Origin of the sequence: Negativicoccus succinicivorans, from assembly GCF_018372215.1 — a bacterium.
In the GTDB taxonomy this organism is placed as follows: Bacteria; Bacillota; Negativicutes; order Veillonellales; family Negativicoccaceae; genus Negativicoccus.
Genome location: NZ_JAHAJN010000001.1, coordinates 95481 through 119840 on the forward strand (window position 1 = coordinate 95481; position 24360 = coordinate 119840).

23 protein-coding genes and 1 pseudogene are annotated in these 24360 nt (G+C 45.8%); all 24 read left to right on the forward strand.

Annotated elements, in window-relative coordinates; genetic code table 11:
- The first annotated feature begins 27 nt into the window (after nt 1–27).
- The 24 genes and pseudogenes from mnmA to thrB all read left to right on the forward strand — a co-directional run bounded on the left by mnmA (nt 28) and on the right by thrB (nt 24353).
- The gene (mnmA, locus tag KIB08_RS00475; protein WP_303988305.1) at nt 28–1206 is read left to right on the forward strand and encodes a tRNA 2-thiouridine(34) synthase MnmA; all 1179 of its coding nucleotides are present in this window, start codon (nt 28–30) and stop codon (nt 1204–1206) included.
- The gene (gene lepA, locus KIB08_RS00480) at nt 1196–2992 is read left to right on the forward strand and encodes a translation elongation factor 4 (protein ID WP_303988307.1); all 1797 of its coding nucleotides are present in this window, start codon (nt 1196–1198) and stop codon (nt 2990–2992) included. The genes mnmA and lepA overlap by 11 nt, the downstream gene beginning before the upstream one ends.
- Before the next feature lies 1 nt (nt 2993).
- Nucleotides 2994–4133, forward strand: a complete 1140-nt coding sequence (gene hemW / locus KIB08_RS00485; protein WP_303988309.1) for a radical SAM family heme chaperone HemW — start codon at nt 2994–2996, stop codon at nt 4131–4133.
- 98 nt (nt 4134–4231) lie between these two features.
- Nucleotides 4232–5269 (forward strand): heat-inducible transcriptional repressor HrcA, encoded by a 1038-nt coding sequence (gene hrcA, locus KIB08_RS00490; protein ID WP_303988311.1) that lies wholly within the window; start codon nt 4232–4234, stop codon nt 5267–5269.
- Nucleotides 5270–5827 carry a nucleotide exchange factor GrpE gene (locus tag KIB08_RS00495; protein WP_303988313.1) on the forward strand — a complete coding sequence of 186 codons (558 nt, stop codon included), beginning with the start codon at nt 5270–5272 and terminating at the stop codon, nt 5825–5827.
- 14 nt (nt 5828–5841) lie between these two features.
- Nucleotides 5842–7692 (forward strand): molecular chaperone DnaK, encoded by a 1851-nt coding sequence (dnaK, locus tag KIB08_RS00500; RefSeq protein ID WP_303988315.1) that lies wholly within the window; start codon nt 5842–5844, stop codon nt 7690–7692.
- An 18-nt stretch (nt 7693–7710) separates the two neighbouring features.
- Nucleotides 7711–8865 carry a molecular chaperone DnaJ gene (gene dnaJ, locus KIB08_RS00505; protein WP_303988317.1) on the forward strand — a complete coding sequence of 385 codons (1155 nt, stop codon included), beginning with the start codon at nt 7711–7713 and terminating at the stop codon, nt 8863–8865.
- 101 nt (nt 8866–8966) lie between these two features.
- Nucleotides 8967–10277 carry a tRNA (N(6)-L-threonylcarbamoyladenosine(37)-C(2))-methylthiotransferase MtaB gene (gene mtaB / locus KIB08_RS00510; protein ID WP_303988319.1) on the forward strand — a complete coding sequence of 437 codons (1311 nt, stop codon included), beginning with the start codon at nt 8967–8969 and terminating at the stop codon, nt 10275–10277.
- A 2-nt stretch (nt 10278–10279) separates the two neighbouring features.
- Nucleotides 10280–10633: a histidine triad nucleotide-binding protein gene (locus KIB08_RS00515; RefSeq protein WP_303988321.1), complete on the forward strand. Its 354-nt coding sequence runs from the start codon at nt 10280–10282 to the stop codon at nt 10631–10633.
- Between the two features lie 76 nt (nt 10634–10709).
- The gene (gene rpsU / locus KIB08_RS00520) at nt 10710–10886 is read left to right on the forward strand and encodes a 30S ribosomal protein S21 (protein ID WP_024048955.1); all 177 of its coding nucleotides are present in this window, start codon (nt 10710–10712) and stop codon (nt 10884–10886) included.
- 17 nt (nt 10887–10903) lie between these two features.
- Nucleotides 10904–11359, forward strand: coding sequence for a GatB/YqeY domain-containing protein (locus tag KIB08_RS00525; RefSeq protein ID WP_303988325.1), 456 nt, complete (start codon nt 10904–10906; stop codon nt 11357–11359).
- Between the two features lie 72 nt (nt 11360–11431).
- Nucleotides 11432–13330: a glutamine synthetase gene (locus KIB08_RS00530; protein WP_303988619.1), complete on the forward strand. Its 1899-nt coding sequence runs from the start codon at nt 11432–11434 to the stop codon at nt 13328–13330.
- A gap of 89 nt (nt 13331–13419) precedes the next feature.
- A complete protein-coding gene (locus KIB08_RS00535) occupies nt 13420–15150 on the forward strand; it encodes an ABC transporter ATP-binding protein (RefSeq protein WP_303988326.1) in 1731 nt (576 codons plus the stop codon).
- Nucleotides 15151–15153: 3 nt separating this feature from the next.
- Nucleotides 15154–16890, forward strand: a complete 1737-nt coding sequence (locus KIB08_RS00540; RefSeq protein WP_303988329.1) for an ABC transporter ATP-binding protein — start codon at nt 15154–15156, stop codon at nt 16888–16890.
- Nucleotides 16887–17714 (forward strand): TrmH family RNA methyltransferase, encoded by an 828-nt coding sequence (locus tag KIB08_RS00545; protein WP_303988331.1) that lies wholly within the window; start codon nt 16887–16889, stop codon nt 17712–17714. Before KIB08_RS00540 ends, KIB08_RS00545 begins: the two co-directional genes overlap by 4 nt.
- 214 nt (nt 17715–17928) lie before the next feature.
- Entirely contained in the window at nt 17929–18177 is a 249-nt protein-coding gene (locus tag KIB08_RS00550) for a hypothetical protein (RefSeq protein ID WP_303988333.1), read from the forward strand.
- Complete coding sequence (locus KIB08_RS00555; RefSeq protein ID WP_303988334.1) at nt 18153–18428, forward strand: AIR carboxylase family protein; 276 nt, start codon at nt 18153–18155, stop codon at nt 18426–18428. The genes KIB08_RS00550 and KIB08_RS00555 overlap by 25 nt, the downstream gene beginning before the upstream one ends.
- A gap of 26 nt (nt 18429–18454) precedes the next feature.
- Nucleotides 18455–18858 (forward strand): annotated as a pseudogene (gene larC, locus KIB08_RS00560) (nickel insertion protein).
- The gene (locus KIB08_RS00565; protein WP_303988338.1) at nt 18848–19786 is read left to right on the forward strand and encodes a ribonuclease HIII; all 939 of its coding nucleotides are present in this window, start codon (nt 18848–18850) and stop codon (nt 19784–19786) included. Before larC ends, KIB08_RS00565 begins: the two are co-directional and overlap by 11 nt.
- A gap of 9 nt (nt 19787–19795) precedes the next feature.
- A complete protein-coding gene (locus tag KIB08_RS00570) occupies nt 19796–20647 on the forward strand; it encodes a ChbG/HpnK family deacetylase (RefSeq protein ID WP_303988340.1) in 852 nt (283 codons plus the stop codon).
- The gene (locus KIB08_RS00575) at nt 20644–21666 is read left to right on the forward strand and encodes a lysylphosphatidylglycerol synthase transmembrane domain-containing protein (protein WP_303988342.1); all 1023 of its coding nucleotides are present in this window, start codon (nt 20644–20646) and stop codon (nt 21664–21666) included. Before KIB08_RS00570 ends, KIB08_RS00575 begins: the two co-directional genes overlap by 4 nt.
- Nucleotides 21667–21672: 6 nt before the next feature.
- Nucleotides 21673–22122: an ACT domain-containing protein gene (locus KIB08_RS00580; RefSeq protein WP_034436117.1), complete on the forward strand. Its 450-nt coding sequence runs from the start codon at nt 21673–21675 to the stop codon at nt 22120–22122.
- A 10-nt stretch (nt 22123–22132) separates the two neighbouring features.
- The gene (locus KIB08_RS00585; RefSeq protein WP_303988345.1) at nt 22133–23443 is read left to right on the forward strand and encodes a homoserine dehydrogenase; all 1311 of its coding nucleotides are present in this window, start codon (nt 22133–22135) and stop codon (nt 23441–23443) included.
- A complete protein-coding gene (gene thrB / locus KIB08_RS00590) occupies nt 23430–24353 on the forward strand; it encodes a homoserine kinase (RefSeq protein WP_303988347.1) in 924 nt (307 codons plus the stop codon). Before KIB08_RS00585 ends, thrB begins: the two co-directional genes overlap by 14 nt.
- The last annotated feature ends 7 nt before the right edge of the window (nt 24354–24360 follow it).

The window sequence follows — 24360 nt, forward strand, 5'->3', positions numbered from 1 at the left end:
TATACAGCATCCATGATGAGGGCATACATGAGATGTCGATGGGCTGGATACAAAAATCGTTTAGAAGATTTTCTATATGCTATAATAAAATGGTATGTAAGGAGGAATAGTATGAGCAAAAAGCGCGTAGCGGTCGCTATGAGCGGTGGTGTTGACAGCTCATTAGTAACGGCGCGTTTGCAAGCGCAAGGTTATGATGTTATCGGTGTCACCATGCTGCTCTTTGATACCGTGAAAAATAATAAAGTAGTTGAATCTGCCGCGATTACGGATGCCAAGCGGGTAGCGGATCAATTGGCAGTGCCGCATTATGTGTTGGATTTACGCCAATCTTTTGAAGAAAAAATTATGCAATATTTTACACAATCGTATGCTCGCGGGATTACTCCCAATCCATGTGTAATGTGCAACGATTGGATTAAATTTGGGAGTTTGTACGAGTTTAGCCGTGACCTTGACGCCGATTTTTTGGCGACAGGACACTATGCACGCGTTCTTTATAATCAAGAAAGTGACCTTTATGAACTGCGTCGCGGTGCGGATCTGAAAAAAGATCAGTCGTATGTGTTGTATCATTTAAACCAAAAGATGTTACCCCACATTATGTTCCCGTTGGGAGAAATGCATAAGGAAGATACGCGGGCTTTGGCAAAAGAATTGAACTTACCCGTATACAATAAACCGGAGAGTCAAGATATTTGTTTTATTCCCGACAATGATCACATCCGTTTTTTGAAAGAGCGTATTCCCGAGCAATTTGTGCCGGGAGATATTGTCGATCTTGAAGGCAATATATTAGGAGCGCATCAAGGGTTACCGGCATATACCATCGGCCAACGTAAAGGTCTTGGTGTGGCGGCAGAACATCCGTTATACGTGGTCGCTATCGATGCGGAAAATAACCGTGTCATTGTCGGCCCTAATGCGTCCATTTTCCAACGGGAAGTATGGGCGTTGGATCCGTCATTTACGGAATGGGAAACTTGCACAGAACCGTTTACCGCGCAAGCTAAAATCCGCTACGCGGCACCGGCAGCAGACTGTACTGTATATCCGGTAAAAGATGGCGTGCATGTAGTCTTTAAAGAACCGCAGCGTGCGGTAACGCCGGGCCAATCGATTGTTTTCTATGACGGCGATCGAGTGCTTGGCGGCGCTATTATAGGACAAAATCATTGGCAAGGGGAGAACATTCGTGTCCACTGAATATATTCGTAATTTTTCGATCATCGCACATATTGACCATGGCAAGTCGACGCTGGCGGATCGCCTGATTGAAATTACCGGTGCTTTATCCCAGCGGGAGATGCAAGCACAGGTATTGGACAATATGGAATTGGAAAAAGAACGGGGTATCACGATTAAATCACAATCCGTTCGTTTGCATTACCATGCCAAAGATGGCAAAGATTACATGTTGCATTTAATTGATACGCCCGGGCATGTCGATTTTAATTATGAAGTTTCCCGCAGCCTTTCTGCGTGTGAAGGGGTGCTTTTGGTTGTAGATGCAACCCAGGGAGTGCAGGCGCAAACCTTAGCCAATGTTTATTTGGCAGTGGATCATGATTTAGAGATTATTCCGGTCGTTAACAAGGTAGATTTACCAAGTGCAAATACCGACTTGGTAAAAGCCGAGATCGAAAATGTTATCGGTCTTGATGCGCACGATGCCGCGATGATCTCCGCCAAGACAGGGTTGGGTGTACCAGATGTTCTGGAACAAATCGTCAAACGAATTCCTTCACCACCGGATTATAGCGATCGACCGTTGAAGGCGCTGGTATATGATTCTCATTTTGATCCTTACAAAGGTATTATTGCTTACGTGCGAATCCATGAAGGGTCTGTCAAAGTGGGAGACCAAATACGGATGATGGCGACGGGCAAATCATTTGAGGTGACGGAAGTCGGATTTTTTGCGCCGCGAATGATGCCTACCCGGGAATTGAGTTGCGGTACGGTAGGGTATTTGGCTGCAAGCATTAAAAATGTTCACGACTGTCGAGTCGGCGATACGATTACGACAGTGGAAAATGGTGCTGCCGAACCACTGCCCGGTTATCGTAAGGCGACCCCGATGGTGTATTGCGGATTGTATCCGGTGGACAGCAAAGATTACGGCAATTTACGCGATGCATTGGACAAGCTGAATTTAAATGATGCGTCGCTGGTATATGAAGCAGAAACTTCGCTTGCGTTGGGGTTCGGATTCCGCTGCGGCTTTCTCGGTTTGTTGCATATGGACGTAATCCAAGAACGTCTGGAACGAGAATATCAGTTGAATTTGATCACGACAGCACCTTCGGTTATTTATCATGTCTATACCACGGACGGAAACATGATCGCAGTAGACAACCCCGCTCATTTGCCTGATCCGACGGTAATTGATCATATCGAGGAGCCGTTTGTAAAGGCTACCATCATGCTACCGTCCGATCTTGTCGGAGCCGTCATGGAACTTGCGCAGGAACGTCGCGGTGAGTATCATACAATGACATACATTGACGAGACTCGGGTCGCACTCGAGTACTATTTACCGTTGAATGAAATCATTTACGATTTCTTTGACAAGCTGAAATCCGGAACACGGGGCTATGCGTCTTTGGATTATGAGCTCTTTGGGTATAGACCGGCGGATATGGTCAAACTCGATATTCTGCTGAATGGAGACTTAGTGGATGCGTTGAGTACTATCGTTCACCGAAGCTCGGCACCGTCACGCGGTCGGGCACTGGCATTGAAGCTGAAAGATATTATTCCGCGCCAAATGTTCGAAATTCCGATTCAAGCGGCAATAGGCAATAAAATTATTGCTCGTGAAACCGTTAAAGCGATGCGCAAAGATGTACTTTCAAAATGTTATGGCGGCGATATCACACGTAAACGCAAACTGCTCGAAAAACAAAAAGAAGGTAAGAAGCGCATGAAGCAGGTCGGCAGCGTTGAGATTCCGCAAGAGGCGTTTATGGCGATTTTGAAAGACGATTAAGATGAGCACAGGAATTTATGTTCATATTCCTTTTTGCGCAAGCCACTGTCATTATTGCCATTTTTACTCTGCCGTGGTTCGCGAAGAAATGTATGATTTTTACTTGGCGGCATTGTTGAAAGAAATTGCCAATCGACCGCTGAGTTCCTTTTCCGATCATGTGGACAGCATTTACTTTGGGGGCGGGACACCGTCCCTTTTTGGCGTGCAACGAATTCATGACGTGTTATTGGCACTCCGTGAACGCTTTGCTGTACAGAACACCGCGGAAGTAACTTTGGAAATGAATCCCGACGGGATCACTCGCAGTGATTTAGAAGCTTACTATGCGGCAGGGATTAATCGTTTAAGCGTAGGGGTACAAACCTTTCGTGATGATTTACTGCAGCGGATCGGACGTATCCACCGCGCGCAGGACGCTCGACGGGTTATCAAAGATGCGGCATACATCGGTTTTAAAAATATCACTCTTGATTTAATGTATGGTCTTCCCGGACAATCCGCCGCCGATTTTAAAGAGTCGCTCGTGAAGGCGGTGCACTTACCGATCACGCATATTTCCGTTTACGGATTGATTGTTGAACCGGGGACTTTATTTGCTCGGTTGGCAGAACGAGGGCGCTTGGTCTTGCCGCCGGAAGAAACCGAATGGGAAATGTATCAGACTATGGTACGTACGCTACCGCAATATGGTTTCTCTCGTTATGAAATTGCCAATTTTGCAAAATCAGGCTACGAAGCAGTACATAATCAAAAATATTGGCGCTATGAACCGTATATCGGGTTCGGTGCGGCCGCTGTTTCCTTTGATGGAAATGTTCGCTACAGCCATGTTGCGGATTGGCAGGCCTATATAAAGCAGATCGACAGTGCGCGATGGATACCGCAAGACGTAGAAAGCATTGACCGTCAAACCGCAATGGAAGAATATTGCTTCATGAATTTACGCCGTCGGAGCGGTATTTCCATGTCCTCGTTTGCCACTAAATTTGGTGTTACACTTCAGGAAACTTATGGAAAAGAATTACAAACACTGCTGGAAGAAAGGCTTTTGTATCGTGCTACCGCCGATACGATAACACTTACACGCCGTGGCGCAGAAGTGGCTAACCAAGTGTTTACTTACTTTATCCGCACATAAAAACAAAATAATTTGACTTTTTCACCTTTTCATGATAAATTATGTAATAGATTTAGCACTCGACGGATAAGAGTGCTAATAAGACAGAGGTGATAACGATGAAAGAACGTAAACAAATTATTTTACGTGCGATCGTTCAAAGCTATATTGCCACTGCCGAGCCGGTCGGCTCACGTACGATTGCTCGAATTTATGATTTAGGTATCAGTCCGGCTACCATACGTAACGAAATGCAGGATTTGGAATGGATGGGGTATTTAGAGCAACCGCATACTTCTGCCGGCCGTATTCCTTCACTAAAGGGGTATCGGTTTTATGTGGACAGCCTAATGCAACCGGGTGAAGTCAGTCGGGAAGAAGCGACTGCGATTAAGGACTGGTTTACCTTTGAGAACACGCAAACACAAGAAATTTTTAGTGAAGCGGCTCGTATTTTATCAGGCCTGACGCATAATCTTTCGTTGGCTGTGACAGATGAGTCGCAACATGCGGTTTTCAATTACATCCAATTTTTACCGCTGGATGACAACCGCGCCATTTTGCTCCTCGTAACGACTGACGGCAGCGTGGATCATTCCACGTTTATAATGCCCGCCGGGGTGACGTTGTTGAAGTTGCAGGATTTTGCGTTGCAGCTGAATCGCGCGTTACATGGGCGTGAATTGCGGGAGATTACTACAGAACTTATGCAGGAATTGCAGCAGGACTTTTGGGTCGAACCCCAAGTGATGTTCAGTACGCTGGATACGATTCAGAACACGGTCGGCAAGAATCGCGAAATTTTTACCGACGGTGTCAGTGAGTTAATTCGCCAGCCGGAGTTTAAGGACTTGGGCAAGTTGCAAGAGTTGATGCAACTTTTGGAAGAGAGCAAGCAACTCGCTGATCTTATAAGCCATTCGCCGTCGACTGCGCTTACAGTACGCATCGGGCCGGAAACGGGGATTGCCGCATTGCATAACTATAGTGTGGTACAAGCACAATTTTTTGATCAACAAAAACTGGTAGGTAGCGTAGCGGTCATCGGGCCGACACGCATGGAATATGATAAAATTGTTTCGCTGTTGCATATGATGCAGCAAAAAGTGAATTTCGTCTTACGAACAGGAAAAGCAGATGGAGATGAGGTGCGTTAATTGAATCCGGAATACAAGGAAGAACAAAACAAAGCAACCGAAGTCGATGGAGATACGGTTGACGAATCGAAAATTGTCGGTGAACAGGAAGACTCTGCATTCGCGGCAGAGATTGCTGAGTTGACACAAAAGTGGGAAGACAGTGAACGCTTACGCTTACGTTTGCAAGCTGATTTTGATAACGCCCGAAGGCGTTATCGTCAAGAGCGTGCAGAACTGAACGACAGCGCGCAAGCGGAAGTGATTACAAGTTTATTGCCGATTTTAGATGAGTTTGAAAGAGCCTTGTCACATCCTGTAGAAGGTGTAGATGAAAAATTTTTAGAAGGATTTCAGCTGATTTATCGTAAGTTGGTGGATTTACTGAAAGCCTATAAAGTGGAAGAAATCCTTGCTTTAGGTGAGCAGATGGATCCGAATTATCATGAAGCCGTCATGCGTCTGGCGACCGACGATAAACCGGAAGGGGAAATTACCGCGGTATTCAAAAAAGGTTACCGCATGAATGATAAAGTACTACGCGCAGCACAGGTGCAAGTAGCGCACCAAGAAGACTAAGGGGGAAATTTAGAATGGGAAAAGTAATAGGCATTGACTTAGGTACAACCAACTCGGTAGTCGCGGTTATGGAAGGCGGCGAACCGGTAGTTATTACAAATGCGGAAGGCTCGCGCTTAACACCGTCGGTCGTCGGCTTTTCGAAGACCGGTGAGCGTTTAGTGGGACAACTTGCGAAACGCCAAGCAGTATCCAATCCGGATCGTACAATCAGTTCCATTAAACGTCACATGGGAACCGATTATAAAGTAAACATCGATGACAAAGCGTATACGCCGCAGGAAATTTCCGCGATGGTTTTGCAAAAGCTCAAACAGGATGCGGAAGCATACTTGGGAGAAAAAGTAGAAAAAGCTGTTATCACGGTGCCGGCATACTTTACAGACAGTCAGCGCCAAGCTACAAAAGACGCCGGCGCGATTGCCGGTCTGGAAGTATTACGTATTATCAATGAACCGACGGCAGCCGCATTAGCGTATGGACTTGATAAAGATGAAGCGCACACCATTCTTGTGTTCGACTTGGGTGGCGGTACGTTTGACGTTTCCATTCTGGATCTGGCCGAAGGCGTTTTTGAAGTCAAAGCTACGCAGGGAAACAACCATCTCGGTGGTGATGACTTCGATAAAAAGGTTATGGACTGGATTATCGGAGAATTCAAAAAGACCAATGGTGTCGACTTGAGCCGGGACAAAATGGCATTGCAGCGTTTAAAAGAAGCAGCGGAAAAAGCAAAGATTGAATTGTCCGGCGTGCTCTCTACAAATATCAACTTGCCATTTATTTCGGCCGACTCCAACGGTCAGCCGATGCACTTGGACTTGAATCTTTCCCGTGCTAAATTCAATGAATTAACCGAAGATTTGGTACAGGCAACTATGGAGCCGACCCGTAAAGCGATTGCGGATTCGGGATTGGCAGTAAGGGACATTGACAAGATTCTTTTGGTTGGCGGATCCAGTCGTATCCCGGCTGTTCAGGAAGCGATCCAAAAAATCTTGGGCAAAGAACCCAGCAAAGGTATTAACCCTGATGAATCGGTAGCGATCGGTGCAGCGGTTCAGGCTGGCGTATTAGTCGGTGAAGTCAAAGACGTGCTGCTGCTGGATGTTACCCCACTTTCCTTGGGGATTGAAACATTGGGCGGAGTATTCACGAAAATTATTGATCGCAATACGACCATCCCGACGTCGAAGAGCCAAGTATTCTCGACCGCGGCGGATAATCAGCCTGCCGTAGACATTCATGTCTTGCAAGGCGAACGTAACATGGCAGCGGATAATAAGACGCTGGGCCGTTTTGAACTGAGCGGCATTCCTGCGGCACCTCGTGGAGTACCACAAATTCAGGTTACTTTTGATATTGATGCGAATGGTATCGTACATGTATCCGCTAAAGACTTGGGCACCGGTAAAGAACAGACAATTACAATTACGTCTTCGAGCGGCCTTTCCGACGATGAAATTGAGCGCATGGTAAAAGAGGCGAAATTGCACGAAGAGGAAGACGAAAAGAAAAAAGAAGAAGTGGAAGTTCGCAATAATGCCGACTCTTTAGTTTACCAAGGAGAAAAAACGCTGAAAGACCTTGGTGATAAAGTTGATGCGGCACAAAAACAAAAAGTAGAAACGGCGATTGCCGATCTGAAAGAAGCGCTGGCCGGTACTGATGTAGAGGCCATTAAAGCGAAGGCGGAAGCATTAAGCACACCGCTGCACGAGTTGGCAAGCAAGTTGTATGAACAGGCCAATGCACAACAACAGTCGCAGGCAAATAACGGTCAGCAACAAACAACGCAACAGGAGACGAATGACGGCACCGTCGATGGCGATTACAAAGTCATGGACGATGAAGATAAAAAATAATGACAGAGGAAGTTTGGCATGAGCGATCAGAATTATTATGACGTACTGGGGGTCAATAAGGACGCCAGTGCTGATGAGATAAAAAAAGCTTACCGTAAAATGGCTCGGAAATATCATCCTGATTTAAATAAGGATGATCCGAAAACAGCGGAAGCCAAATTTAAAGAGGTCAATGAAGCCTATGAAACGCTTTCGGATGAATCCAAGCGTGCGCAGTATGACCAATTTGGTCATACTGCGTATCAGCAGGCCGGTCAAACGGGCGGCTTCGGTGGTTTCGGCGGTTTCGGCGGAGCGCAAGGCGGATTTGGCGGATTCGGTGATTTGGGTGACATCTTCGGCAGCTTTTTCGGCGGTGGTGGAGCTCGGCAAACGGGGCCGATACGCGGCGCGGATTTGCGCTACGATTTGGAAATCACTTTGGAAGAAGCCGCTGTGGGCGTAGAAAAAGAATTTAGTATTGTCAAAGACGAAGTTTGCCCCCATTGTCACGGTGATGGTGCCGAACCGGGAACCAGCGTGCAAACCTGTCCGCAATGTCACGGTACCGGGCAGGAGCAAGTCGTACGGAATACGCCCTTAGGTCAAATGATGAGTGTGCATACCTGTTCGCGTTGCCAAGGTCGAGGAAAAGTTATCGAGTCTCCGTGTCATGAATGTCGCGGCAGCGGTAAAGTTCAGAAAAAACGTAAGCTTCGCGTGAAAATTCCAGCCGGTGTGGACACCGATTCGCGGATTCGTTTAGCCGGTGAAGGCGGTTTAGGAGAACGCGGCGGGGAAACGGGCGATTTGTATGTGTATATCTATGTTCAGCCACATGCGCGTTTCCAACGTCGTGGTGCGGATCTTTTTTGTGAAGCGGAAGTCTCGTTTCCGACAGCCGCTATGGGGGGGACGATTCAGCTCGACACGCTGTTCGGCAAAGTGGAGTTAAAAATTCCCCACGGCACTCCCGGAGGAAAGACATTTCGTCTTTCCGGTCAAGGACTGCCATCGTTGCGAAGCGATCGCAAAGGCGATTTAAATGTACGGGTCACGATCGGCGTACCGCGCAGTTTATCCTCCGAGCAGCGAGCGGCTTTGCTGAAATACAGCGAGTGCATGGGCGACAGCACCGTCAATAAAGAAGAACCGTCTTTTTTTGATAAACTGAAGGATAAATTGAATAATTAGTAAAAAAACGAGACGCGGACGCGCCTCGTTTTTCTTGCATGACAAGTAAAAAAACATTACAATGAATCAAATTACTAAATTGCGACGGAGAGGAAATCAATTTGAAGACAGTTTCGTTTTTAACCCTGGGTTGTAAAGTAAATCAGTATGACACCGATGCGATGCGCAGCCTTTTTTTTGCGCGCGGATATGAAGAGGTATCTGCGAAAGACAAAGCGGATATTTGTGTCATTAATACCTGTTCGGTAACGCATATCGGTGAACGCAAATCGCGTCAAATGATTCGTCGTGCCAAACGTTTGAATCCGCAGACAAAAATTATTGTGACGGGTTGCTATGCACAACTGGATCCGAAAACAATTCAACAAATTGACGGGGTTAATCTGATTATCGGTACGCAGGATCGAGCCAAGGTGGTCGATTTGATTGAGGCGTACGGATCTTCTTCACAAGCGCATAATGCGGTGCATGATATTTTTGAAACGAGTCAATTCGAAGAATTGAATTGGGCACATCCGGCTTCCAATCGTGCCCGTTCATACTTAAAAATTCAAGAAGGTTGCAACAATTATTGCGCCTTTTGCATTATTCCTTATACTCGTGGTAAATTGAAATCCAGAGGAGTGGAAGATATTTATCATGAAGCTCGAAGATTGGATGAGCAAGGATTTAAAGAAGTCGTTTTAACGGGTATTCATTTGGGGAATTACGGCGTGGACCTGGGACGGCAAGTGGACTTGGCTGACGTTGTCAAGATGCTGCTCGAGCGTACACATATTTCAAGAATTCGACTCGGTTCCATTGAATCGGTTGAGATTTCTGAAGAATTAGTGGATCTGATTGCCACGAATGAACGTGTATGTCCACATCTGCACTTGCCTTTGCAATCGGGATCGGAAGAAATTTTGCGGAAAATGCGCCGTCATTATCATCTGCAAGAATATGTGGATCTTATTTCATCATTACGTGCAAGAATTCCCGATTTGGCAGTTACTACTGACCTAATCGTAGGCTTTCCCGGCGAAACGGCAGAGCTTTTTACGGAAACGATGGCAACGTTGAAAAAATTGCGTTTTGCAGGTGTGCACGTGTTTCCTTATTCCAAGCGCAACGGTACGGCGGCAGCGAAGTTTCCGGATCAAGTTCCTGAAGCGGTTAAAAAAGAGCGAGTGCATGCCGCAGAAAAAGTGGCGGAGCAAACGGCCACTGATTATCGGCGCTTTTTTATCGGGAAAACCACGAATGTTTTATTGGAACAACAAACGGAAGATGGTGCATGGAAAGGCTTTACACCTCATTATTGCCAGCTAAAAATCAAAGGCGAGGGACTGAAAGCAGGTATGATTTGTTCGACACGAGTCGTCTCTGACGACGGAGCCATGTTGATCGGAGAAAGAATCGAGGAGGGGTAACCATGGAAGACTGTATTTTTTGTCAAATTGCAAACGGTACGATTCCCAGTTCGAAAGTTTTTGAAAATGATGATTTTGTTGCCTTCAATGACCTTGCACCAACGGCACCGGTACATGTTTTGGTGGTACCTAAACAACATGTTCAAAGCATCAATCAAATTACGGATGCCGAAACGGAAGACCAATTTGCACATTTTTTCAGCACCGTACAAGCGGTGGCAAGCCAACTCGGCCTTACCGAAAACGGCTATCGTGTCGTTATCAACACAGGTGCTGACGGTGGTCAGACGGTACCCCATTTTCATGCGCATATAATCGGCGGTAAGGCGTTAGGTTGGCCTCCGTTTGCAGATTGACAAATGCAGCATCGGGGCTTATAATTTTAATTAGTGCAATTGCACCCCATAAGACTATTTGGAGGGAGGGATATCAATGTCTGAAATCAGAGTTAAAAAGGGCGAGTCTTTCGATAGTGCTCTTCGCAGATTTAAACGTTCCTGCCAAAAAGCCGGGGTTCTTTCTGAAGTAAGAAAACGCGAACATTATGAAAAGCCGAGCGTTCGTCGTAAAAAGAAATCGGAAGCGGCCAGAAAACGTAAATTCAAATAACGAGAAGGTGAAAGTTGATGACCATTCAAGAAACCCTGCAGCGTGACATGAAAGAGGCCATGAAGGCCAAAGAAGATGGCAAGCTTGCACTCTCGGTCATCCGCATGGCTCGCGCCGCGATTAAAAATGCTGAGATTGACAGCTCTGCGCCTTTAGCAGAAGAAGATGTCATAGGTATTTTAGCGAAAGAAATGAAACTCCGGAAAGACTCTTTGGCGGAGTTTGAAAAATCAGATCGTCATGATCTGATCACGCAAACTAAAGCAGAGATTGAAGTATTGAGTCGCTATTTGCCGCAGCCTGTCAGTGTAGAAGAAGTAAGTAATATTGTTGCCGAAACTGCTTCTCGATTAGCGCCTGAAGAACGTAATATGGGAGCTTTGATGAAAGCAGTTATGCCTCGACTGAAAGGTCGGGCAGAGGGCAAGGTCGTCAACCAGGCTGTACGTGAATGGTTGGCCGGCAATAAATAGAATATTCGGTCAATGGGGACCTCAACTCGATATCGTGTTGAGGTCTTTTTATTGAGGAGGAACCAAATGAACATGTTACGCGATGAAGAACTGCTTTATGTCATTCCCGCAGGCAAATACGGTAAGGAAGGCGTGCTTTCGCTATTAGCACAGTACCCTGAAATTCAATATGTTTCCATTGTCGGGATTGATATGGCCGGTAACGATACCGATGAACGTATTCCGATTGAATTGTTTTTTAAAAATTATAACGACTTTTTCTCCGGTGATGCAGTACAAACCGATGGTTCATCGGTGGTTCTCCCCACGATTGCTACACTGAATAATGCTCGAATCGATATGATCGCAGACCCGGACGTAAACTGGGTGGTTGACTACAATTACGATCATTTGGATCCACAAACGGGAAAGCCGATCGGGACACTCCGCATTCCGGCCTTTTTGATCCACAATGGAGAAATGGTAGATGCCCGTTCGATCTTGAAACGCAGTATTGCGTATGTTGAACAGGAGATTTTAGATTTACTTTCGACGCATACGGTTCCGGGGATGGAACACGTTAATGTCAAAGAAATTGACGAGCTTTTGTTTACCACAGCGACCGAACTCGAATTTTGGGTAAAAACGCCGAGCCAGCCGATCGACAGTCGCGCATTGTCGGTGTCACAGCGTATGAAGGAACAATACTGGCAACGAACCCACGGAGCGGTTCGTACCGCGATGGAAGAATCCATTGAACTTTTAAAAAAGTTAGGTCTACAGCCTGAAATGGGTCATAAAGAAGTGGGCGGTGTAAAACCGCGCATTGATGACAACGGGCGTCTTATAAACATTCTGGAGCAGTTGGAAATTGACTGGAAATTTTCGTCCAGTCCGCTACAGACTGCAGATAACGAATTGGAAGCGCGTATTATTATTCGCGAAACATTTCGTAAACACGGTTTGGAAGTTACTTTTAAAGCGAAACCGATTCACGGTGTCGCCGGTAGCGGTAAACATACGCATATCGGCCTGTCTGCAAAAATGAAATCGGGTAAGGTGGTGAACTTGTTTGCGCCGAAAAACATGAAAGAAGACTTTGTAAGCGTACTCGGTTATGGCGCGATCATGGGCATTTTGAAAAATTACGAGGCAATGAATCCATTTATCAGTTCCACAACGGATGCATTAAATCGTTTACAGCCGGGATTTGAAGCACCGGTTTGTATTGTTACATCCCTCGGTCAAGCGCCGGAGATTCCGTCGCGAAATCGCACCATTTTGATCGGTTTAATCCGTGATCTTAAAAACCCGTTGGCTACTCGCTTTGAGTTGCGTGCACCGAATCCGTACACGAATACATATACTTGCATTGCCTTGTGCTACCTCGCCGCACTGGACGGCATTAAATATGCGGTGACGAGCGGTAAAACAACGGATGAGTTGTTGGCAGAATTGTCGAAAGCCCCGGGAGATAACGCCGATTATTTGGAAAAAGATCGAGCGTATCGCAGTGAAGAAGATGTCTTTGAAATGTTCACCGAAGAGGAACGTCAGCATCATTTCTCGCGTCCGCCGGCAACCGTTTGGGAAAACATCAAAATGTTGCGTGAGAATCCTGACAAACAGGAGGCGTTAGCGGCAGGAGATACGTTCTCGAAGCGACTGATGGAATCCTTTTTGACAGGGGTCGTCAACCGTTGGAAACTGGAATTGCACAATCGAATCATTAATGAAGCAATGCACCGTTTGTGCTCATATAGAGAATTACCGGCGGATAACGAGTTGGATCGTAAGCGTTGGAAAGAAATTGTTTCCCGTCGTAATGAACTTGCGAAAGACGATATCGGAAAAAAGAGTATTTTTACACAAATTCGCTCGTTGCTGGTGGAGGGCGATTATGATCAGGCCTCTGCAATGCAGATTGAAATGGATAAAAAGTTGCAGGAGCTGGATGATCTTTACCATACTTACAAAGAAAACATTTTTTAGCATTAAAAAGAAGCCGAGACAGCGTCTCGGCTTCTTTTTAATAGATGCATAAGGAATATGTTACAATAACTGTACGTAAGGAGTAAATAATGAATTATCGACAGTTTTTCAAACGGTTTTTATGGCCGCATTTTCCGGTTTACTTTTTGGGTATTCTACTTTTAATTGCAGTAGACGCATTGCAATTATGGGTGCCCAAATTACTGGGGGCCGCGATAGATGATATCAGTTTAGGGAAAACATATCTCGCCAGCTATGTGGGCAATATTTTGCTGTTGGGGCTGGCAATTTTAGTGTGCAAATTTGGCTACCGCCTTTGTATTCTCGGTCAAATGCGCAAAAGTGAATATTTGATGCGAGATGCAATTGTCAAAAAATCCATCCGATTACCGGTGCAATTTTACGAAAAACATGGTCCCGGCAAAATCATGGCTTTACTTATCAATGACGTAACGTCGATCCGAATTGCATTCGGTTTAGGGATGCTACTTTTGGTAGATGCGATCTTTCTAAACGGTTTGGCGCTTTGGATGATGGCAAGCCAAATCACATTAGAGTTGGCGGTGCGTGTTTTATTGCCAATGCCGCTAATTTTGCTGGCTGCAGTTTTGCTCGGACGTGTGGTACGTAAACGATTTCGTCATGTGCAGGACCTGTTCAGTAATCTGACCGAATATACGCAAGAACTGTTTCTTGGCCTGCCTATCATTAAAAGTCTTGTCGAAGAAGCATCCGTGGCACGATATTTTGCAACATTAAATGAAGAAAATATGCAGGGCAACTTATCACTTGCCCGCGTGCAAGCTGTATTTATACCGATGATTCGTATTTTACCGATGATTTGCTATGCAGTTTCACTTTTTATTTGTGGCAGACTGGTTATCAACGATGAAATTTCCGTCGGTGATTTTGTAGCTATAAACGGGTATATCGGTATGCTGATCATGGCCACGATGGGAGTCGGTGGCTTGATTGCGGTGATGAATCGGGCTTTGGGCTCATATGATCGTCTGCGCGAGTATTTTGAATGGCCGGAAGAACAGGCAACGGATGACTGCGCGGACCATCGAGACAGTGTGCCTGCACAAGCAAAGGTTCGCGCAGAACATCTTACCTTTACCTATCCCGAAGCGGACGCACCGGCGCTTTGCGATGTGAATCTAACTATTCCCGAAGGGGCATTTGTTGGGCTCGTCGGCGCACCGGGCAGCGGCAAGACTACATTTTTCAAATTGTTGCTTCGCTTGTACAATCCGCCGGCAGGTACGTTGTTTATTAATGACAAAGATGTGCGTTCGTACTGTTTAGAAGACTTGCGCGCGCTGAGCGGGTTTGTTCCGCAGGAGCAAATTCTTTTTTCAAAAACAGTGGCTGACAATATCACTTTTCCCGCACCCGCGCAGGAGCAGGATATGGATTATGTCCAACAGTTAATGGATGATACGGCGATTTCACTTTCTTTGCAGGATCGTTTACAGGGGCCAAGCAGCAAATTGCAGGAGGCAGGTACGGATCTCTCCGGAGGACAACGACAGCGTATCGGAATTGCTCGTGCTTTATATAAACGGGCCCCCTTGTTGCTTTTGGATGATGTTTTTTCGGCACTCGATTTTCAAACGGCTGCGATGATTGAAGAAAGTATTTTAAAACTGCGTCGAAAATATACGATCCTTTTTATTTCCCAGCGCATTGATGCCTTGCGTGATGCCGATATTATCTTCGTTTTTAAAGATGGACACATCGTTGAACAGGGCACTCATGAGGAACTGTGGAATCGGCACGGCGAGTATTACGTTTTATATCATCAGCAGGAGGCATAAGCGATGGCGAATAAACAACGAAAAAATCGCCGCGATTTGAAGCAACTCCGGCTCTTGTTTAATTATGCAAAACCGTATTACGGTTGGTGGGTATTGGCCGGAATATTGGTAGCGGTGACAGTGGGACTCGATCTGTTGCGTCCGTACTTATTAAAATACGCGATCAGCGATATATTTCCCGTGAAAGATCTTAACGCTTTATACAGGGTCGGTTGGTTGTATTTGACAACGGTATTTCTAAGCGTCGGACTTTTATATTTGTTGAATTTTTCTTTGCAATATGTGGGGCAAAATATTATTTATCGTATTCGTCAAAACGTTTTCGAACGCATTTTAGTGCAGTCGGAAAGTTCGCTGAAACGCTACAAAACCGGTAATTTAGTCACCAAGGTAACGAATGACACAGATGCGATTCGCGCTCTTTTTATCGAGGTTTTAATTCCTTTTTGCGGTGACTTTTTAATGATGGTCGGCATCATTGTAATTTTGCTGCAAATGCATATGCGCCTCGCCTTGGCATCTTTGACAGTAATGATTTTACTGGGAATTGCGGTATATATTTTCCGCCAATACAGCCGTCGCGCGTATCGCAAAGTGCGTTCCTGTATTTCTGTTTCCAACAGTTTTATTCAGGAAGCGATGAGCGGTATCATGATTGTCAAATCATACAATGCGGAAAAAGCAGTAATTAAAGAGTATGATACGATTAATCAGGCCTATGTCACGGCAGGAATTCAAGAGGTCCGTACATTTTCCGTCTTTCGACCGTTTGTCGATTTTACTTATTTTATTTGTGTAGTGCTGATTTTAGGTTATACCAATTTTGCCATCGATATTACGGATGCGGCACTCGTGTTTGTTTTCATTCAGTATATTGAGAAGTTTTTTGCTCCGGTTCGCGGCATGGCAGAACGCTACAATACCTTGCAGTCTGCCTTGGCAGGGGGCGATCGCGTGGGCGAACTTTGGGAGCAAACGAGCGTGACGGAAATCGACGATCGCCCGGATTTTGAAGAGCCGTTCAGGTCTTTAGAGTTTGAGAATGTCTGGTTCCACTATGGTGACGAGGAAAAATGGGTGCTGAAAGATGTTTCCTTCCATGTCGATAATGGAGAGTTGGTGGGTATTGCTGGCACGTCAGGGGCAGGTAAAACGACAGTGATGTCGCTTGCATTGCGCATGTATATTCCGCAACGGGGACGTATTCTTTTAAACGACAAACCGATTGAAGATTATTCGATTACATCCACACGTACACTCTTGGGTTACGTTTTTCAAAATCAGCATTTGTTTAAAGGCACGGTGGCGGAAAATATCAGCTTACATAATCCGACGTTAACACCGGAACGGATTATTCATGCCTTGCAAAAAGTAAATCTTTGGGATGAAATTCAACAATTACCGCAAGGTATTTATACCCAGGCGGGATATCTGGGGAGCTTTTTTTCGGCGGGAGAGCGACAGTTGTTATCGTTAGCTCGTGTGATGGCGCGACGGTATCCGGTGTTGGTTTTGGATGAAGCGACCGCGAATATGGATAGCGCTACGGAAGAAAGAATTCAAAAATCCCTAGCCGGTATTCGCGGTGAACGTACGATTCTTTTGATTGCACATCGCTTGTCGACGATTCGGAATGCGGATCGTATTTATGTATTTCAGGAAGGTCGGATTATTCAGACCGGTACTTATCAGGAATTGGCCAATACATCAGGATACTTTCGGGAGTTGTTGGAATCGTGAAAAAAGAAATTTCCAGCTTACAAAATCCGCATTGGAAACGGGTTTGTGCGCTATCTCAACGTAAATATCGTGAGCAGTACGGTGCGTTTCTGGTGGAAGGTGCACGTGCTGTGGAAGTCATCTTGCAATCGGCCGATTTGCAATATGAGATCTGGGCTACCGAGACAGGTCTGCAGGTGAGTGGCCTTACCATAGCGGAAAAGACGCCTCTTTTTATAGTGCCTTCGAAGATGTTCAAAGCACTCGCGCAAACGGAATCCAGTCAGGAAATTGCAGCAGTTGTAAAAATAGCAAGCTTACCGAAGGAAACAGACACAAAATCAGGTCCCATTGCAGTATTGTGCGGTGTTCAGGACCCCGGAAATGCGGGGACAATAGTCCGCCTTGCGGCAGCGGCGGAGTGTGCTGCCGTTTGGACAACGAAAGGCACTGTCGATTTATTTAACGATAAAGCCGTGCGCAGTTCCATGGGGACTATTTTACAAATTCCTGTGGTGCAGCAGATTGTTCCGAAAGATTTATATGATGCGGCCCGCAAACGGCAGATGCCGCTTTGGGCTACCACACTTGGTGAAAGTGTATCGTATGAAACGATGCCTTCACAGCGTAATGTTTTTTGGCTTTTCGGTAACGAAGGTAAAGGCATTCCTGAAGAAATTTTACAGCAGGCCGATGCGCGTTTCCATATTCCGATATCGCCTACTGTAGAATCACTTAATGTAGCCATGGCGGCAGCGATTATTTTATTTCATCATCGCTTGGTGAGGAAAGGGACAGGCTATGACGGAACCTCTCGAAAATTGGCTAAAAGCATGGAAAAATAATGCCCTTGATCTGACTGAATTGGGAAAAAATATTCGGGAGTATTATGGTTTTACGGATATTAATCGCCTTTGCTGGGATGACAATCGCGTTCAGCGACAGGGGTTTCCCGAGGTGGTATTGGCCAGCGGAAAAACGTAAGAACAGCTTAGAGAGTTACTTTCATATGCAATAAATCAAAGCAAGCCCTTGCTTTTGACTCGGTTGAGTAAGGAAATGGGCGAATATTTACATACACTCGCACCGCAAGCTAAATGGGACGAGATTGGACGTGTATTTGCGTACGGCCACTGTTCCCATCAAACCATACGCTCTTTTGTGGCGGTAGTAACCGCCGGTGCCGCTGATGAAAGTGTAGCTCGTGAAGCGGTGGCAACACTTGAGTTTTTAGGCATTCCCGTGAAAGCATATTATGATCGCGGTGTGGGGGCATACATCGCTTGCTGGCAGTTTGTAAAGAACTGAAGGATGCGCAAGTTTGCATTGCGATTGCCGGTATAGAGGGCGCTCTCCCTACGGTGATAAGCGGATTAATTCCGGCCCCGGTGATCGGAGTGCCGACTTCGGTGGGGTACGGTGTAGCGCAAAACGGCATGACGGCTCTTTTCGGGATGCTTACCAGCTGTGCAGATAAAGTCGCAGTGGTGAATATTGATAACGGTTATGGTGCTGCCCGAGTGGCTGCAGCAATTTGCCGAGAAAAGGATCCGTCATGAAACAATTGGAGACTAATCTGGATGACATGACGCCGGAAACGCTTGCCTATGTGCAGGAACGACTTTTGGCGGCAGGTGCGCTGGATGTTTGGTATATCCCGATTGTTATGAAAAAAGTCGTCCGGCAGTTACCTTGTGTGTGCTTTGTGATGAAAAGCAATCGCAAGCGCTGGTTGACTTCATCTTGCAGGAAACAACCAGTTGGGGAGTACGCGAATTTACGTGTGAGCGAACGGTTTTACCCACGCAAGAAACAGAGATTTCCTTGTACGGTGAATCGGTGCGCGTGAAGTACGCTCGCGCAGAAAACAAGTACAAATGTAAGTCGGAGTATGAAGATTGTGCCCGTATTGCACGAGCGCAAAACATACCATTACGACAAGTGCAAGCGGAAGCGAAAATGAAAGGGGAAGATAGGCTTGCCAAATGAGTCGCCGGATGCTCTGCGTCAGAAATTGGCTCAGCGTCTGAAGCAATATGATATAATAATAACTAATACAAAAGCGATCCCGTACGGTATCCAGTGGAAAGTTGTGCGCGCTGAAAAGACGGCAATTTTAAACACTTATCACGGTAAAAAAGGCTTCCGACTGGTGATCCAAACCAAGGATCCTGAATGGAAAGAAGAACTGGAAGCCCTGGCAACCAATCTTAATTCGTCTGGCGCGGAAGCGAAGAAAACCAAAGCGGCAACGGAAGATAGAAAAGTAATTGACACGCATGTGATCGGTTGTGATGAATCCGGCAAGGGGGATGTACTGGGACCGCTTGTTGTCGCAGCCGTGTACCTTACCAAAGATCAGGCTCGAGAAGTAGTATCATGGGGCGTTCGTGACAGTAAAGAACTGACCGATCTCCAAATTACGAAATTAGCACAACGTTTTCTGGATCAATATGAGGATCAAGCTGAAATCACAATACTTGCTCCGCAATTATATAATGAAAAATATGCCGCTTACCAAAAAAACGGCAAAAACTTGAATGATCTTTTGACTGATTTGCATTTCGCCAATATGAAAAAATTATTACAGCGTTTTCCTGCTGAGCAAATTATTTTGGATCGTTTTGCTCGCGAAGAACTAATGCAAAAAAAATGGGCGACGGCGCAAATTACCGTGCCTCTTTTGCAAACGCCTCGCGGCGAACGATACCCTGCGGTGGCAATGGCGTCTATCTTGGCCCGTGCCGCATTTGTAGATACGCTGGCAGCGTTGGGAGAAAAGTACCATACACAACTTCCCAAGGGGGCGTCGTTTATGGTGCGCCAGTTCTTGGTAAGTTTTGCACAAAAACATGCACAAAAAGACTTACAAATGATCGGCAAATGGCACTTCTCAACGTTTGATCGTTATCGATAAGGAGCCAATATGAAATTTTTAATTGTGAATGCGGATGATTTTGGTTTACATCCGTCTGTCAATGAAGCGATAGCGCGCGGTTTTCAAAACGGAATTATTACCAGTACTACCCTATTGGCGGGTGGCGCCGCTTTTGAAGACGCAATCGCCGTAGCAGAAACATTACCGCGACTCGGAGTGGGCATTCATACTGCGTTAGTCGGTGGGATAGACCCGGTGGCGGATCCGGCGGAAGTCAAAAGTTTGCTTGACGAAAACGGTAAATTATTGGCCGACTATGGTGAATTCATTCGCCGCGATTTGGCCGGAGAAATCGATTACAATGATGTGTATCGGGAGCTTTCAGCCCAATTTGAGAAAATTGCGGAAACAAAATTAACTATTACACATGTCGACGGACACCAGCATTTACATGTCTGGCCACGTGTCTTACCGATTGTGTTGACCTTATGTGAGAAATATCATATTCGTGCGATGCGCATTCCGGCCGAAAATATTCGCTACGGTAAACATCTTGCGGATTGGCGTCGTTTGTTTGGAAAAACGGGCCTTACCGTGTTAGCAAATCGGGCACGACGTAAAATACGTGCAGCCGGAATGGCGACGACCGAACATTTTTGGGGGATGATGGATGGCGGTCATTTGACGGAACGCAAATTGTTGCAACTTTTCCCACAATTGCAAGACGGTTTCCATGAATTGATGTGCCATCCGGGCAGCAGCAATCTTTATCTGGGAGCTCAATATGGCTGGGAATATAACTGGGAAAAAGAGTACCAGGCGTTAACTTCACCAAATGTTTATGAATTATTGATGCATGAAGGCATTCACAGAATCAATTTTGGAGTGATCGGCGCATGAATCATACCGTCCGTAACGGTATTTTATTATTTGCACTGATTGCAATTGTGACCTTTTGCACGGTGTACTTTACTATCGACTTTACTACCTGGCACGCACTTACGTATTTTTCCTTTTCCAATATTTTACTGGCGCTTGGAATTTGGAGTGTCGGTATGTATTTTGACGGTCTGCGTTTGCAACGTCTTGTGGCAATGAACGGTTATAAAGTGCGTTTGATCGGCATTATGCAGGTGATTTTCGGTAACTACTTTATGGGATTGCTGACCCCCGGCGCTGCCGGTGGTGCTATTGCACAAGTACTGATTTTGCGAAGTATCGGCGTACCGGTGGCTAAAAGTAGTATGATCGTTATCATTCGCACCATTTTTTCGATTTTGTTTTTGGTGTTTGCGTTACCGTTTGTCTTTTTCTTTGATCATTTGGATATTCCGTATATCGGAAACAGCACTTTATTTTATATTGCGATAGCTTTTTTATTGGCTTGTTTGTTTGGGTTTTGGTTATTTTCCGGATCTTCTGGCAAAAAATGGACATTTGTTATGCTGCACACTTGCGGTTTTTCCAAGCAACGTATTCGAAAACTTTTGCGTTTTCTGGATGATTTAACCGTTACTTTACAGATCATGAAAGATAGTCCATGGGATACGTTCCTTGTCTTTCTTTATTCCGGACTTAGTTTGTGTTGTATTTACGGAATCTTACCGGCTTTGCTTTGGAAAAGTAATGCCGCAGTCAGCAACTTGTTCCTGTTAGGGCGTATGATCGTATTGAATTTTATGCTCTACTTCGCGCCGACACCTGGTGGCACCGGTATTGCTGAAGGATTTTTTGTACTTTTGTTTAAAGGATATGTGCCTCGGGGTACGGTAGGTTTACTTGCCGTCATGTGGCGTTTTATAGCGGAGTATATTCCGTTCTTTTTAGGCATGTATTTTATGTTAACTCTGTTCGGAAAAAAATATTTATTGGGGAAGACTCAAGATCCGGGACACTTACCCCAGCGGTTGGAGGAGTAAAACGCAGTGGATAACTCAAAAGATACCCAATTCTATTTAGTCGATGAACGTATATTGCCGGAAGCTATCAAAAAAACGATCCAAGTAAAAAATCTTCTCAGCAACGGCGAAGCGAAAACGATTCATCAAGCTGTGCAAATGGCGGATTTAAGTCGCAGTGCGTACTATAAGTATAAAGATCGCGTGGAACCTTTTTATGAGGCGATTCAAGGACGAGTGTTCAGCGTTTCCATCATGATTTCGCATGAGGCGGGGGTCTTGTCTCGCGTATTACAATTGATCGCACGGGAAAACGGAAGTATTATCACCATTAATCAAGGAATTCCATTGCAGGATATCGCTAATGTAACGATGTCATTTGAAACTCGACATATGAAGATAAGCGTCGAGGATATTATCAAACGCATCGGCCGGATTAAGGGCGTTAAGGAAATAACTTTGATCGGACACGAATAAGGAGGCAGCAATGGAATCAATATATATTGGTCTGTTGGGACTGGGGACGGTTGGATCCGGCGTTTTAAATACCTTAGAAAAAAATCGTACGATCATTGAAGAGGATTTGGGTAGCCCGATTCGGATTAAACGCGCGCTTGTCAAAAACGTTAATGAATACGGGCACTTAAATATTCCTTCCGATTTGACCATTACCGATGATATCAATGACATTTTGGATGATCCGGATATTTCGATTATGGTTGAAGTTATGGGAGGCATTCATCCGGCCAAAGAATTTATTTTGGAAGCTCTTCGGCGGGGTAAAAGCGTAGTTAGCGCCAATAAAGATCTGGTTTCGATGCACGGCCCTGAAATTGTCTCTGCGGCCGTTGAAAATGCTGCCGATTTTATGTGCGAAGCAAGTGTCGGCGGCGGTATTCCGATTTTACTGCCGTTGCAAAAATCTCTGAAAGCAAATCAAATTACAGAAATTGTCGGAATCATCAACGGAACTACGAATTATATTCTTACGGAAATGACCGAAAAAAATATGTCGTACGGGGATGCGTTGGCGAATGCGCAAAAACTGGGATTTGCCGAAGCGGATCCGACGGCAGATGTCGGCGGGTTTGATGCCGCCCGCAAAATTGCTATTTTAAGCTCCATCGGTTTCCGAGCCAATGTGACCAGCGACGACGTTTCTGTTGAGGGAATTGAATCAATTGACAGTAAAGATATTCAGTTTGCCAAAGAATTCGGTTATGTCATCAAATTATTGGCTGTAGCCCGACAACAATCAGAGGGAGTTGCGGCAGCAGTATATCCTGCATTTGTACCACAAGATCATCCGCTGGCCGCGGTACGTGGTGCGTATAATGCTGTCTACATTGTAGGTAATGCGGTTGATGACATCATGTTTTACGGTAAAGGCGCCGGTTCATACCCGACGGCCAGTGCCGTATTGGGCGATGTGCTGGAAATTGCGGATCACTTGCACCATCATGCAACCGGAAAAAATGCGTGGCTGAAAGAGAATAATCCGGCACATTTTATGGATCCCAACTTTTTACGGTCGTCGTACTATTTTCGTCTTATTGTTGACAATGCACCCGGCGTTCTGTCGGAGATTTCACAATGCTTTGCACAGGACGGCGTGAGCATAAAAACAATGTGGCAACGAGGAAATTTGGAAGAGACGGCGGAAATTGTAATGGTTGTTTACCCGGCAGGAGATACGGCGGTTAAAAACGTGCGGGCAAGGTTGCAAAATTTGAACTGCGTACGTGAAATCGCCAATGTTTTACGAGTGCTTGAGGAAAGCGGCAATGGCGACCGTTAAGATTCGTGTACCGGCGACGACGGCAAATCTCGGGTGTGGTTTCGATGTCTTCGGAATGGCGTTGGACTTATATAATGAAGTCACCTTTATTCCCGGCGGGGGGGCTCTTACCGGTGAAATACATGGGGAAGGAGCGGATACGCTCGTATTTAACGAGCAGAACCTTTTCTATAAGAGCATGAAGTTTTTCGCTACCCATTACGGAGTTGATTTACCCCACGGACATCTGGTGATGGAACATCGTATTCCCATGGCAAGAGGCTTGGGGAGTTCTTCGGCGGCGGTAGTAGGCGGAGTGTTTTTAGCCAATCAAATTACCGGCCTGCAGCGTTCGAAAGAAGAACTTTTGCCTCTGGTGGTGGCATTGGAAGGCCATCCTGATAATGTTACGCCTTGTCTCTTGGGGGGCTTTTGTTCAGCACATCATATTGATGATGATTGGCAGATTTCCCAATGCTCTGTGCCGTCCGACTGGCGTTTTGTAGTCGTATCGCCTCGCTCGGAAGTATCGACGCAAAAGGCGCGGGCGATTATGCCACAGACGGTTTCGTTGCAAGATGCGATTCAAACCATTTCCGGAGCGGCCGCGTTGATCGGTGCATTGGTGAACCGACGCCCTCAACTTTTACAAACGGCATTTGCCGATCGTTTGCACGTGCCGTACCGACTGACATTAATCCCACATGGCAGAGAAGTATTGGAGGCCGCTTTGCAAGCGGGTGCGTACGCATCGACTATCAGCGGTTCGGGCAGCACCTTATTGGCAGTTAGTGATGAGAATCATGCCACTGCTGTAGGGAAAGCCATGAAAATGGAATTTGGTGAAGAGGAAGCGGCGCAAGTGCATATTGTCACGGTTTGTGCCGACGGTGTAGCGCTGATTCCCCTTGACAAAGAGACGCAAAATTAATATTCTA